The sequence below is a fragment of the Desulfococcus sp. genome, from assembly GCF_041737845.1.
Classification (GTDB): Bacteria; Desulfobacterota; Desulfobacteria; order Desulfobacterales; family Desulfococcaceae; genus Desulfococcus.
Genome location: NZ_JBGSQX010000024.1, coordinates 1 through 13,465 on the forward strand (window position 1 = coordinate 1; position 13,465 = coordinate 13,465).

General features: G+C 58.5%; 13 protein-coding genes and 1 tRNA gene. 11 read left to right on the forward strand and 3 right to left on the reverse strand.

The window, feature by feature from the left end:
- The coding region (locus ACEW8N_RS02875) for an amidohydrolase family protein (RefSeq protein WP_373498290.1) at positions 1–749 on the forward strand (749 nt) is incomplete at its 5' end.
- On the opposite strand, the gene ACEW8N_RS02880 is transcribed toward ACEW8N_RS02875, so the two are convergent.
- Both ACEW8N_RS02880 and ACEW8N_RS02885 read right to left on the reverse strand, forming a co-directional pair.
- The gene (locus ACEW8N_RS02880) at positions 733–1,299 is read right to left on the reverse strand and encodes an epoxyqueuosine reductase QueH (RefSeq protein ID WP_373498291.1); all 567 of its coding nucleotides are present in this window, start codon (positions 1,297–1,299) and stop codon (positions 733–735) included. The two genes, ACEW8N_RS02875 and ACEW8N_RS02880, sit on opposite strands and share 17 nt — an antisense overlap.
- Positions 1,300–1,330: 31 nt before the next feature.
- The gene (locus ACEW8N_RS02885; protein ID WP_373498292.1) at positions 1,331–1,939 is read right to left on the reverse strand and encodes a nucleoside triphosphate pyrophosphatase; all 609 of its coding nucleotides are present in this window, start codon (positions 1,937–1,939) and stop codon (positions 1,331–1,333) included.
- 223 nt (positions 1,940–2,162) lie between these two features.
- Between ACEW8N_RS02885 and ACEW8N_RS02890 the strand changes: the two genes are divergently transcribed.
- Positions 2,163–2,675 carry a tetratricopeptide repeat protein gene (locus ACEW8N_RS02890; protein WP_373498293.1) on the forward strand — a complete coding sequence of 171 codons (513 nt, stop codon included), beginning with the start codon at positions 2,163–2,165 and terminating at the stop codon, positions 2,673–2,675.
- Between the two features lie 57 nt (positions 2,676–2,732).
- On the opposite strand, the gene ACEW8N_RS02895 is transcribed toward ACEW8N_RS02890, so the two are convergent.
- The gene (locus tag ACEW8N_RS02895) at positions 2,733–6,311 is read right to left on the reverse strand and encodes an AAA family ATPase (protein WP_373498294.1); all 3,579 of its coding nucleotides are present in this window, start codon (positions 6,309–6,311) and stop codon (positions 2,733–2,735) included.
- A gap of 234 nt (positions 6,312–6,545) precedes the next feature.
- On the opposite strand from ACEW8N_RS02895, the gene purB reads away from it, so the two are divergent.
- The 9 genes from purB to ACEW8N_RS02940 all read left to right on the forward strand — a co-directional run bounded on the left by purB (position 6,546) and on the right by ACEW8N_RS02940 (position 13,141).
- Complete coding sequence (gene purB / locus ACEW8N_RS02900) at positions 6,546–7,898, forward strand: adenylosuccinate lyase (RefSeq protein WP_373498295.1); 1,353 nt, start codon at positions 6,546–6,548, stop codon at positions 7,896–7,898.
- Between the two features lie 135 nt (positions 7,899–8,033).
- On the forward strand, positions 8,034–8,897 hold the full coding sequence (locus tag ACEW8N_RS02905; protein WP_373498296.1) for a GNA1162 family protein: 864 nt from the start codon (positions 8,034–8,036) through the stop codon (positions 8,895–8,897).
- 128 nt (positions 8,898–9,025) lie between these two features.
- A tRNA-Leu gene (locus ACEW8N_RS02910) sits at positions 9,026–9,114 on the forward strand.
- Positions 9,115–9,290: 176 nt separating this feature from the next.
- Positions 9,291–9,590, forward strand: a complete 300-nt coding sequence (locus tag ACEW8N_RS02915; RefSeq protein WP_373498297.1) for a type II toxin-antitoxin system HigB family toxin — start codon at positions 9,291–9,293, stop codon at positions 9,588–9,590.
- 1 nt (position 9,591) lies between these two features.
- A complete protein-coding gene (locus tag ACEW8N_RS02920) occupies positions 9,592–10,830 on the forward strand; it encodes a transcriptional regulator (RefSeq protein WP_373498298.1) in 1,239 nt (412 codons plus the stop codon).
- Positions 10,831–11,001: 171 nt separating this feature from the next.
- Positions 11,002–11,265, forward strand: coding sequence for a hypothetical protein (locus tag ACEW8N_RS02925; protein WP_373498299.1), 264 nt, complete (start codon positions 11,002–11,004; stop codon positions 11,263–11,265).
- A gap of 632 nt (positions 11,266–11,897) precedes the next feature.
- Positions 11,898–12,161 carry a UPF0175 family protein gene (locus ACEW8N_RS02930; protein ID WP_373498300.1) on the forward strand — a complete coding sequence of 88 codons (264 nt, stop codon included), beginning with the start codon at positions 11,898–11,900 and terminating at the stop codon, positions 12,159–12,161.
- Complete coding sequence (locus ACEW8N_RS02935; protein WP_373498301.1) at positions 12,139–12,633, forward strand: DUF3368 domain-containing protein; 495 nt, start codon at positions 12,139–12,141, stop codon at positions 12,631–12,633. Before ACEW8N_RS02930 ends, ACEW8N_RS02935 begins: the two co-directional genes overlap by 23 nt.
- Before the next feature lie 145 nt (positions 12,634–12,778).
- Positions 12,779–13,141 carry a hypothetical protein gene (locus ACEW8N_RS02940; protein WP_373498302.1) on the forward strand — a complete coding sequence of 121 codons (363 nt, stop codon included), beginning with the start codon at positions 12,779–12,781 and terminating at the stop codon, positions 13,139–13,141.
- Positions 13,142–13,465 lie beyond the last annotated feature (324 nt).

Below are 13,465 nucleotides of genomic sequence, written 5' to 3' on the forward strand. Positions count from 1 at the left end.
CCTTTCGCGCGCCGGGGCGCTACGGCCGGCTCATCGGCCGCCCTCCCCTGCCCGGCCAAAGCCTCGCTGATGCCGTCCTGGCCGTGACGGACCCGGTCGACCACGTCAAGATCGTCCATTCCGGATTGAACAGCCTCAAACACTTCGGGAAGGAGACCGCGCCCCAGTTCACGCCGGCGGAGCTCCGGGCGGCGGTTGCGGCCGCCCACGGCCGGGGGCTCAGGGTCATGGTCCACTGCAACGGCGCAAGCCCGGTGGCCATCGCGGTGCAGGCCGGGTGCGACTCCGTGGAGCACGGATTTTTCATGGGGGAGGAGAACCTCCGGCGGATGGCCGATGCGGGCACCGTCTGGGTGCCGACGGCGGTGACCATGAAGGCCTATTCCCGGATGCTGCCGCAGGACGCCCCGGAGGCGGAGATCGCAAGGCGCAACTTCGATCACCAGGTGGGGCAGATCCGCCGGGCGCGGGAGCTGGGGGTCAGGATCGCCTTGGGCACCGACGCCGGGAGCCTGGGGGTGCATCACGGCAGGTCCGTGGGGGAGGAGCTTGCCATTTTCGTGGCGGCGGGCTTTCCCATCGAGGCGGCCGTCGCCTGCTCGACCGGCGTCGGCGGGGAGTTGCTGGGGCTTGACGATGGCCGGGAGATCCGGGCAGGCCGTCCGGCCCGGTTCATCGTCGTGGACGGCCCGCCCGAGCGGCTGCCCGACAATCTGAACACCAGCCGGCATTTCAGCCTTCCGGCGTGATTCTCAGGGCCCCCTTTCCGAGGTAGCGCTCCACCTCGCTGTAGATGCACCCGCAGTATTGCTGGCGGTAGATCCTAAGGCGCTTCGAGGTCTCTATCCCCTCTTTCCACCCCTCCCGGAAATCCCGGTAATAGAAGGGCACGCCCACGGATTTACCGAGGGATTCGCCCATCTCGCGGATCAGTTCGTGGTTCTGGTGCCTGCTGTAGAGCAGGGTGCTGGTGAAACAATCAAAATGCCCCCGCCTGGCCAGAAGGGCCGTGCTCTTCAGGCGGTCGTGGTAGCAGTAGCGGCATCGGTCCGCCTCCCGGTAAACGACATGCTGCAGGAAGGTTTTCAGATCATAGTCCTTCTGGCGGAGCACCTTGAAGTCTTCCGTCTCGGCATACCGGTCGAGAGCCTGCTCGCGCTTCATGCACTCGGTATAGGGGTGGATGTTGTGCCGGTAGAAAAACCCCATGACCGAGAGCCCCTCGGCCCGAAGAACCTTGACCGGGTAGATGCTGCACGGGGCGCAGCACATGTGGACGAGAATTTGGCTGTCCGCCATCGTGTCCGTCACCTTCCGGATGTTGTCTGTTTCAGGATGGGGCCTCGCCCAGGGTGATCACGCTTTCGCGCATCAGGGCCTCGATGACCTCGCACACCGGAAGGCCGACAACGTTGGTGTAGGAGCCGTGGATGCTCCGCACCAGAAACGTTCCCAGCCCCTGGATGGCGTAGGCCCCGGCCTTGTCAAAGGGCTCTCCTGTCCGGATGTACCATTCGATCTCCGTTTCGGAAAGGGTCTTGAACAGGACGTCGGTCTTCACGGCGTCGGTGATCATGCGGGCGGGGGCATGGCGGCAGAGGGCATAGCCGGTGTAGACCTGATGGGTCTGGCCGCTGAGATGCCGGAGCATCTCCCTTGCCTCGTGCTTCGACCCGGGTTTTCCCAGAATGGCGCCGTCGATAAGGACGATGGTGTCGGCCCCGATGACCCAGGCGTCCGGGTGCCGGGCGGCTACATCCAGGGCCTTGGCCCGGGCCAGGGTTTTGACGTAGGCGGCCGGGTCGCTCAGCGGGACGGCACCTTCGTCGACACTGCTGGGGATCACCTGGAAAACGAGCCCCGCCTTCTGCAGGAGGTATTTGCGGCGGGGGGACTGGGAGGCCAGAATCAACCGGTGCTGTGGAGATGTGGATGTCATGGCGGAGACTTACCAGATCAGGGCTTCCATTTCAATACCCGTTTCGCCGGGACGCAGGTGAGACCCGTTGACAAGCCAATGGCCGGTGAATAGGTTCACCTTGTAAGCAAAACGTACGAACTGCGGTAGTTTTCACCAGCGCTGAAGGTTTTTGCCATAAAGGGTATGGCATTTGCAAACTTTCAGCGGCCCACCCTTGAAACAGCATGCACGGAGGTGCACCATGTCCGAGTTCGACATCAACGAAACATTCGATCGCGGGGTCAAAGACTTCGTCGAAAACCATATCAGCAGGTCCATTGAAGCGTTCACCGCGGTCATCGCCCAAGACCCCCGCCACCGGCTGGCCTATTCCAGCCGAGGGGTGGCCTATCTCCGGATGGAGCGGGTCCGGGACGCCCTCGAAGACTTCAACCATGCGGTTGAACTCGCCCCGGGCCATGCCAGGTCCTACCATTTGCGGGGGCTCACCTACGAAAAACTGGGGGATCTCGACCGGGCGGTGGCGGATTTCAACGAGGCCATTCGCTTCGACCCCGAATACGGCGCGGCATACTACAGCCGCTCCACCCTGCTCTCGATGATGGGAAATATCGATCAGGCCTTTGAAGACCTTCAGATGTATACCTCGCTCACGGGAAAAAACCTGAGCGAATACATGTCCGAAAACAACATCTGGCATTCCCGGCAGATGAACCTGGAGGAGACCGGCACGGCCGATGTGATGGACCGGTAGCCCCCGTCAGGCTCGGCGGGCGCCCGCACCTCGATCCTGACGGTCTTGCGGGCCGCGTCATCCGGCGTGGGGCGGCCTCTCCTTGGGCAGCACCTCGAGCCGGGTGGTTCCGCCGATCCCGGGGATGACCTGGATCTTGGTCTGGAACTCCCGGTCCAGGCGGCTCACATGGGAGATCACCCCCACCCGTTTTCCATTGGCCTTGAGGTGGTCGTTCAAGGTGTTGATCACCTGCGTCAGGTTCTCGTCGTCTAGGTATCCGAAGCCCTCGTCGATAAACAGGGACTGGATCTTTCGGCCGCCTTCGGTCAGGTCGGAGAGGGCAAGCGCCATGGAGAGGCTGATCAAAAAGGTCTCCCCGCCCGACAGGCCTTCCACGGGCCGACGGGCCGGCTCCCCGTCCGAGGCCGTCTCGACCTCGAGGCCGAAGGGATCCTTTTCCGACTGGCAGATTCTGTACCGCCCGTCGTTCAGCATCCCGACGTAGCCTCCGGTCTTTTCGAGAAGCTTTCGGAACATCTCCTCATGAAACCCCCTGCGGATCCGAGCGTCGTCCCCGGATTCAAGGGCCGTCTTCATTGCGTTCAGCCGATCGCAGCGCTTCCGCAGCTCCTCCAGCAGGGTCTCTGCCTCCCTGTACATTGTCCTGGCGCGCTGGGCCGCCGCATCCCTTTCCGTCAGGCGGTCCAGGTCATCCCTGAGCAGACCTGCCTGTTTTTCCGCATCCTCGATGGCGAGTTCGACCTCCGCGGCGGACCGCGCGGTCCCCGGGGCGCCGGATGAAATCTTCAGTTTTTCGAGGGTATTCCTGGAGGCGGCGATCTCCTCTTCCACCCGGCGGACATGGGCCTCCAGGATGGCCTTCTCTTCAGCGGTAATGAAGCTTTCCCGGACGTCGTCCACGCTTCGGAACACGGAAACGGCGATGACCTTGTTTTTGAGGAGCCGGTCAAGGGTGTCATGGGCGGTTTTGGCGCGCCCGAACGCCTCCGCCGCCTCGGCCAGCGCTTTTCTATCCTCGGAAAGCGCCGATGCCGACGCTTCGGTCCCGCTGCGAATCCGCTCCTGTTCGGCGGCGAGGGCCGCGATCCTGTCGGCTGCGGCCTGCTGCCTGCGGATGGGGTCCTCCGTCCCGAACCTGGCTTCCCGCGCCGCACGCAGGTTGCCGAGGCGTTTCTGGGATGCCTCGATCGGGCCTTCGAGGGCTTCGGACTCGGATTTGAGGGCCTTGAGTTCCTCCGGCAGGCGCGCGGCCCGATCCACGAGGCGGTCGCCCTCCTGGGCAAGGCGGATCAGTCCCTCCCGCCGCGTCCGGAAGGTCTCGGCCCTCACGGTGATCTTCAGAAGGAAGTCATCCTCAGCGCCGGGGCCGGGGACCTTTTCGCCGAAGGGGTCGACGGCCTGCATCAGCGCCGACGCAAACGCGGCCTCCTGCCCCGCCGTTTCCGCCGCCTCCTGTTCGATGGCCGCAAGAAGCTTCCGATGGAGGGTGACCTCGCCCTCCTTTTCACTCAGAACGGCCTGGCGCTCCTGGAGCTTTTCCGCGGCGCTCTCCACGGCGTGGGCCATCCTGCGGGACTTCCCCTCGTGGCGCCTGACGATCCGGAGCGCCTTCTTCCCGCTGCGAACCTCCTGCCGGATCTCCCGGAGAGCCTGCCGCACGGCATCGACGTCGCCGATGGGCCAGGCGCCGCCGGCGTCCTGGCAGAGCGTCTCCCATGCCGCCCTGTACTCTTCGATCCGTGCCAGGCGCTTCTGCAGATCCTTGATGCGGTCGATGATCTGGTTACGGGCCTTGAGGAGCGCCTTCAGCTCCTTTTTCATGCCCTTGAGGATCTTCCGGGCGTTTTTCGCGTCCGTCGGTTCGGCACTGTAGGGATGGTCGAGGGAGCCGCAGAGGGGGCAGGGCGCCCCGGATTTCAGAAGGGACCGCTCCTCGTCGAATTTGATCTTCCTTTCAAAATGCACCATCGCCGTCTGCTTGGCTTCGAAGGATTCATCGAGCCGGACAAGATCTTCTTCCTTCAGGCGGAGCGTCTCGTCGAGGGACCCCCCGTTTCCGGCGACCTGTTTTCGATATCCCTTGGCCGCCTTGAGCAGCTGCTTGCAGGCCTTGAGCCGCCGAATGTTCTGCTGAACCCCCGATTCAAAATCTTCTGCGGAAATGTCGGCCAGGATCGCGGCGGCAGTCTCTTCCTGGCCGGCTCTGCGGGTTTGGAGGGTCTCCACTTTTCCAAGGCTCTTGGCATGGGCGCTCCGGGCCTTGTCGAGGAAGGCCCGGGCCGATTCCACCCGCTGCAGGGATTCCCGCCGCCGGGCATCCTGGCTTGCGATCGTTTCCCGGACGGATTTCAACCGGGCCGCGTTCTCCTGGATTCCCGGAAGGGCCGCCTTCAGGTTTTCAAAAGCCCGGTGCTGTTCCAGCCATTTCTCCTCCGCGGCCCGCTCGGACGCATTCCGCGCGATGTCATCCTTGACCGTTGCCTGGGCCTGGAGGTTTTCCTGCTGCTCCCGCTCGATCGCCTCATAGCGGTCGACCTTACTGCGGAAGGCTTCGGCTTCGGCGTTGATCTCCCGGTCCGCTGCGACGGCCGCCTCGAAATCCCCGGCATCGGCGGCCTGCTCCGCCTCGGCCCGGGCAAGGGCCTCCCGGCACGCCGTCTCCCGCTCCGACAGCTCGGCAAGTTCATGCTCATGGGCTTCGATGGACGCCTTCAGGGCCGCGAGCCGGGCCTCCCGGTCCGCCATGACCGCGGCCTGGGTTTCATATTCCATCAGGTCCGCATCGAAGGCGTCGGCGGCCTTGGCCCGTTCCAGCCGGCGGATCTCGTCCCGCATGGCCTCTTTCCGGGCGAGGGCCGCGCTGAGGGCGATCTGGCCTTCCTGATAGGCCTGCTTGTCGCGGTCCCGGCGTCGGATCAGGTCCCTCTCGTTTTTCAGCGCATCGAGGTCCGCCGAGGTTGCGAGGTAGGCCTTCTCCGTCGTTTCGATCGCCTCCTGAAGCAGGGCGTCCCGTTCCGGGGCGGGCATCCCGGCCAGGGCCTCCTCATGGGCGATGCGGTGGTCGTTTTCAGCCCGGGCGGCTTTCAGGATGGCCGCACAGTGCTCCTCGTACGCCTCCTTCCCGACGATCTTGTCGATCACGTCGACCCGCTCGCTGGAGAGGGCGTGGAGGAACGCTGCGAATTCCCCCTGGGGCAGGAGGACGGATCGGGAAAACCGCTTGAAATCGAGGCCCGTGAGGCGCCCGATCTCCTCGCGGACCGAGTTGACCGTCTCCTTGAGCACCGTCTCCCCGCCGTCGATTTCAACAAGCTGCATCCGGGTATGAACGGCCCCGCCGGCGCGCCGGGCGGACCACAGGGAGCGGTACCGGTGATGATCCAGGGTGAAGGTGACCTCGGCTTCGCATTCCGCGGACCGCTTGTTCATCACCTCTTCGCTCTGGGCCCTGAATCGGGGCGTCTGGCCGTAGAGGGCAAGGCAGATCGCATCGAGGATCGTGGTCTTTCCCGAGCCGTTGGGGCCTGTAATGGCAAAGATGCCCACTTCGTTCAGCGGAGGCTTGTCGAACTCGATTTCGTGTTCTCCCGCAAGAGAATTGATATTTTTGATGCGAACGTTCAGGATCTTCATGGCTGGCCCCTCCGCCGTTGACGGGAAATTTAACCGATACAGGCGACTTATAGCAAAACCGGGGCGTGAATACAAGATTCCCTTGCTTGACACCGACCCGTCGTTTCCCTATAAAAGAAAAAAGGTGATGATGGGTGTCCGCCCGCATGACCGCTCTGTCTTGTCCTTGCATCGCATCCTCTCCGAACCGACTGACCGCGTGCGGAACCACCGCCAACCGAAAAGGAAAAAGATATGGAACTGTCCAGCCTGAATGCCATCTCGCCGGTGGACGGCAGATACCGAAAAACCACCGACCGCCTGGGCGACTATTTTTCAGAAGGGGCGCTGATCCGGTATCGGGTCCGGGTGGAGGTGGAATATTTCATTGCCCTGTGCGACATCCCGCTGCCCCCGCTGAAAAGCATCGACCCCGGCCAGTTGAAGCAGCTCCGGCGAATCTGCCGGGAGTTCACCCCGGAAGACGCCCGGAGAATCAAGGAGATCGAGAAGACGACCAACCATGACGTGAAGGCGGTCGAGTATTTTCTGAAGGAGAAATTCGAGGCGCTGTCGCTTTCGGCCTACAAGGAGTTCATTCATTTCGGCCTCACCTCCCAGGACATCAACAACACGGCCGTTCCCCTCTCCCTGAAAGAGGCCTGGGAGGACGTGCTGAAACCCCTCCTCCTGGAGATCCGGAACCTGCTGTACGAGAAAGCCGAGGCGTGGAAGGCCGTGCCCATGCTGGCCCGGACCCACGGCCAGCCGGCTTCCCCGACCCGCCTGGGCAAGGAGGTCTGCGTGTTCGTGGAGCGCATCGACCGGCAGCTCGCGCTGATCGAGCAGGTGCCTTTTTCCGCCAAATTCGGCGGCGCCACGGGGAATTTCAATGCCCATCATGTGGCCTACCCCCATATCGACTGGATCGCCTTCGCGGATGACTTCGTAGACAACGTCCTGGAGCTGAGCCGCTCCCGGATCACCACCCAGATCGAACACTACGACAACATGGCCGCCTTTTTCGACGGCCTCAGGCGCATCAACACCATCCTGATTGATCTCGATCGGGACATGTGGACCTACATCTCCATGGACTATTTCAAACAGCGGATCAAGGACGGGGAGATCGGCTCCTCCGCCATGCCCCACAAGGTCAACCCCATCGATTTCGAGAATTCAGAGGGCAACCTGGGCATCGCCAACGCCCTGTTTACGCACCTCTCTGCCAAGCTGCCCATATCGCGGCTCCAGCGGGACCTCACCGACTCCACCGTCACCCGGAACATCGGCGTCCCCATGGCCCATTCCCTGATCGCCTACCGATCGATCCTCAGGGGCATCGACAGGCTGATCCTGAACGAGGAAAAGCTCAGGGCCGACCTCCAGAAAAACTGGGCGGTGGTGGCCGAGGCCGTTCAGACCATTTTGCGGCGGGAATCCTATCCCGACCCTTACGAGGCCCTGCTCCAGTTGACCCGGACCCACCGGGAGATCGATCAGCAGACCATCGCCCTTTTCATCGCCGCGCTGGATGTCTCCCCGGCGGTGAAGGAAGAACTGCTCAAGATCACCCCGGAAAATTACACAGGCGTGGAATGCTGCTGATCGAAACCGCTGCGACTTTCCGCGAGGCGCCGCCGCGTTTTCGCGGAAAGTCGCCGCCCTTTACCGCAACCGGCGAGGACCCCGATGGCCCGAATTGGGATCAATAGCGGCCGCATACCGCCATGGCGATGGCCCGTGCTTCTTCTGGCGGCGTTCGGGGTGCTGTTTTCCCACGGCGGGTGCGCCCAGGATCCGGAGAGGGCGCCCAACGCCCTCCATCCGAACCGCCAGGGGGACTACCCGAGGTCCGTGGCCGTCCTGCCCTTTACCGATCTCACCGGTACCCCGGGGCTCGCCGAAAGCATGCGGATCGAATTTTACGGCCACATGAGCGTCCTGCCGTTTGACGACATGGAGCTGTATGTCATCGACGAAACCCTGAGGCGCCATCGCATGGGCGATCCCAAGGTGATCTCCCGGACGCCGGTCAAAGCGTTGGGCCGGGTCCTGGGCTGCGATGCGGTGGTGTTCGGCAATGTCTATGAATTTCAGAAGATATATGCCGGCTTATATTCCTCCATGAACATCGGGCTCTCCCTCCAGATCTGGGATGCCCGCACCGCCGAGATCATCTGGACCGACCGCTACACCGCCCGCATTCATGACGGGGGGCTGCCCCTCACCTTCTTCGACGTGCCCATGATCACCCTGAGATCCGGGCTCAACCTCCGGGATACAGTCAAGCTCCACGCCATCGACGAGGCCTGCAGATACCTGGTCCACCGCATTCCCACGCCCAGGTCCGTCATCCGGAACCCTTCCACGGCCTATATCCTCCAGGTGGGCGCCTTTTCCAGCAGGGACCGGGCCGCCGCCGTCGAGGGACGGTTCAGGCAGGACGGTTTTCCGGCATTCATCCGTAAGAGCCGGGATGAACGGGGGGTGTGGCACCGCGTGTTTCTGGGCCCCTACCGGAGTATGGCGTCCGCCCTCGAAATACAGCAGAAACTCCGGGAAAGCTACCGGACCGAAAGCCTGATCTCCCGAAACCGGTCCTGACCGCCCGCGGGCATGCCCTCTGGCCCCAAGCCCTGATCTAACGGCCTTTTTTCTTGCATTATTACAGAACTTGAACTATAGGACACCTACCTCAAAAATGCCCGCGGATCAAGGCCGGGCAGCCTTCAGCCTGGGTGGCGGAACAGGTAGACGCAAGGGACTTAAAATCCCTTGGGGCTTAGTCCCCGTGCGAGTTCGATTCTCGCCCTAGGCACCATGAAATCAAGGAGTCAGCCGTTTCGGCCGGCTCCTTTTTTTGTGGGGAAAGGGGCAACTGTGTCCGAAAATATTTTTATTCGAAATATCTCATTTTCTATTGAATATTTTTGGTATAAATTTAGTTCCCAAATAGGGAACATTTATATTGACAAGTTTCAGGGAACCCATTAAATTATGCACATCATCAAGCGAAAAACGTTGATCGACTTTCACAGCCAGCCAGGGTATCAGGATGCCAAGGGGCCGTTGGATGCATGGTTTTATGAAGCTAACAATGCCCAATGGGGATCACCGGCTGAAATCAAAGAGCAGTATCGTTCCGCCAGCATCCTCAAAGACAACCGGATCGTTTTCAATATTGCAGGCAACAAATATCGACTGGTGGTCAGAATCAACTATGATTCGAAAACCGTGTTTGTGCGGTTTATCGGAACCCACAAGGCATACGATAGAATTGATGCGGAGGTAATTTGACATGATCAACCGCCTGATAAAAACCGAAGAAGATTACGACAAGGCATTATCCCGCATTGAAGACCTCATGGATGCAGCGGCGGGCACCCCTGAGATGGATGAACTGGAATTGCTGACCGCCCTTGTCGAAATGTATGAAACCAAGCATTTTCCCATCAACCCCCCGAATCCCATCGAGGCGATCAAATTCCGGATGGAACAGCTCGGTCTTACGCAAAAGGATATGGTTCCCTATCTCGGGTCCAAAAGCAAGGTATCCGAGGTTCTCCATGGTAAGCGCCCATTGACCCTGGCCATGATGCGGGCGCTCAATCGGGGCTTGGGCATATCGGCCGAGGTGCTGCTGAAAGAACCGGGCGCCACGTTTCCTGAAGATATGCGGGACATGGATTGGACCAGGTTTCCCATCGTTGAGATGGCGAAGCGTTGCTGGCTATCCAAAAAGGCAGGGGATCCAACGGAGGCTGCCGAAGAACGGATGCGTGATTTTATCGCCCGGGCCGGCGGGCCGGAAACCCTTTCCGCCGTATTTTTGCGTCAGGGAAAGGGGGGGCGCTACAATGCGAAAACCGATCCCTATGCCCTCACCGCCTGGTGCCTGCGGGTGTTGACTCTTGCACGCGAAAATCCGCTCCCCGTCAAATATCTCAGGGGCTCGATCAAGCCGGCCATTTTCCAGGACATCGCCCGGCTGAGCTATTTTGAAAACGGCCCCCTGCTGGCCAAAGAATATCTGGAAAAGCAGGGAATCCACCTGATCGTTGTCTCTCACCTCCCCAAGACCTACCTGGACGGCGCCGCCTTGCTCCTGCCTGATGGCACCCCGGTCATCGGATTGACCCTGCGGCATGATCGTCTCGACAATTTCTGGTTCTGCCTGCTCCATGAACTCGGCCATGTGGCAAAGCACCTTTCGGCATCCGACCGGATCATCGTCGATGATCTGGACCTTCGCGGGCACGATGTGGAAACCGAGGATAAAACCGAAAAGGAGGCCGATGAAATGGCCAAAGCAGGCTTGATTCCCAATAATGTATGGGAAAAGAGACCCACCGTGGGAGTAGTGACGCCGGATGCGGTTCGCAAGCTCTCTGAAGAACTGAAAATCCATCCGGCCCTCATTGCAGGTCGCATCCGTTATGAACAGCAAAACTACCGGATCCTCTCCAAGCAAGTTGGTTCGGGTCAGGTCCGAAAACACTTCGTCGAAACCTGCCGGGAAGCTGCTTTCGGTTTGTAGGGAATTCTAAGATTTCAAACCGATTCGTGAAATATCGGGTAACCTCCTGGCTGTTTTGGATTGCCCTCTCGTGCTACGTCATAGGAACACGTGTGTTTGCGGCGGTGCTGTCGTGCGATATCTTTTTTCTGCTTTGGCAGGAAGCTCGGACGGCACATCAAACCTCCCCACATGATAGCCCTGGCGCGACAAGGTGACCATGCCTTCCTGCAACCGCACTGCGCCCTGCCCCACAAGACGGTCAATTCCCTGACGGATTCGCCCATCTACTGCACTCCCGACGCGCTGGAATCCGAAAAGGCGCGCGATCTCGTGAACCAGCTCGTCCATGGGAGCGCTCGTATCATGATCAAGAAGGTGCTTGGCTGCGTTGGCGATCTCTTCTATGGGAAGGTCGTCGGCCTGCCTGCGGGGCGGTCCTGCCGATATCGATGAGGCTCATCTGGTTCGATTCAGCCTGTTCTGCAGCCGGAAAATCGATATCGTGCCTGGATGCCATGCCGCTTATGAACTATTTGACACCCAAGGAAGAAAGCCATAAGATGCCGCATCGTAACGAGCTAAATCAGCGGGAAAAAAATATGAAAACATCGTTTCGCCATGGGAATCACCAGAGTACGGTGGAAGGCCGTTACGCGGTCGGAATACGCATGGGAGCGAGAGGCGCTGGAATACATCAAGGATCGCCTTCCGGACCGGGAGCCCTGCCGTGTATGGGGGAACATTACGAGGCTCTCATCACGGAAGATGCCCGGAAGATGGGGAAACCCCTGGAAGCCTTTCGTCAATGGCATCCGCCGCAACTAGAAAGAAACTGACGACAGAGGAGGTCTGAAAAACATATGAACCCCGAAAAAATAGACCCTGTCGAGGAACTGAGATCAAAGGCCGTAATTATCGTCATCAATAACAGTTTGTTGGGGAAGCTTTCCGCCTCGGAATGAATTCCGACAATGAAGATGATATGATGGGCATGAGGGCGGGGAAACGGGTTGAATGGCTGATCATAGGGGCTTGGAAATGTTTCGAATCAGGGATATGTCGTTGAGTTCCGGAAGGAGGGCGTCATGCTAATAACAATCGATGTGCCGGAAGCCTTTTTCAAGGAAGTGTCGTTTGGCTATACCGAGCCGGAAAAAGAGATCAAATTTCTTCTGGCGGCAAAATTAACGGAAGCCGGCCGCATATCCACCGGAAGGGCCGCGCAATGGCTTGGGATGTCCAAGCCGCGTTTTCTTATTGAAATGAGCAGATATGGGCTGTCCGCTTTTCCGATTGACGAGGAGTCGATTGAGGAGGATATTCTGAATGCATCCAATGGTGATTCTTAACACTTCGCCTCTTCAATACTTGCATCAGCTCGGACTCCTCGACGTTCTTGAAAGTCTTTTTTCAAGAATTTATGTCCCTGCCGAAGTCGTTGAAGAGTTGGATGGTGGAAAACTTGAAGGGGTCCATCTTCCTGATTTGCAAGACTTAGAATTTATAAAAATATTACCGCCTCAACCGATTTCCGCGATCAAGCTGGCCCGTGATTTGGGCAATGGAGAGACCGCTGTCATTTTACATGGCTTGGAAAATCCGGGATGCTTGATTGTTCTGGACGATCTTCTCGCCAGAAGAACAGCGCGCAGTCTAGGCGTCAAGCTCACTGGAACGGCGGGAATATTGATTACCGCCAAGAGGAAAGGGGTTATCCAGGAAATTAAACCGTATCTGGATCAGTTGGCGCAACTTGGATTTTATCTTGCCCCTTCGCACAAATCCTTGATTCTGGAAAAGGCGGGGGAACAGCCATCTTAGGAGGGGAGCATTATCTGTTTCTCAACAGTTAAGCTCAAATGAAAATATTCTCTTTTTAATCCAACCAGAAACCCCAAGGCATGAGGAAATCGCACGTATCATTTAGAGAGAAAAATACATTAACCTTCTTTTGGAGAATCAGGTAATGCTTCCGGTGATTATGCTTTCCTTTTTTAAAGATAGGCAAGAGTGGGTAAAAATGAACAAAAAAATTTCTGAGTGGGAAGAAAAACGCAAAGCTTCATCGCTGGTTCTTGATGTGGAATTAAAGAAAAAGGTGGGCGCCTTCGACAAGGATGCTCTTAGGGATGCAATAAAATATGAGAACATGGAATGCGATGCTGAAATAAATTTTTTAAAAACAGAAAATTTAATGAAGAAAGTTGATAAATACAAAATACCCCATTCTGATTTTGAAGGTAAAAAATTATTTCTTGAGCATAACGAGCATTATGTAAATGGAAGAAAATCCTTAGCCAAAAAGGGATTGATGAGCTCCACAAAATAATTGACCAGCGGAAAAGAGACAGGCTCGACACGATATTTAAGTATGTTCTTATTATTACAGGCATAATAACGGCCATAGCAACGGCGGCCACCCTTTTTTTTTAAAAGAACAAATAGTGATAATTCCGCTAAAATCCGGCTAAAGAAAATCTTCCAGACGGGGGAAAACATGGGGTTGAAGGGAGCAGCCCTTTAAAGGTGGCGTTTCTAATTCGTTTTCTTCCTGTTAGCGATAATTTTAGCGGTGGAGACATGTGGCGTCTTCTTGCAGCTTTTTCGCTTTGGCTGCGGTTTTTTCGGCCCGCGCGGGTGCTTTCGGAATGCG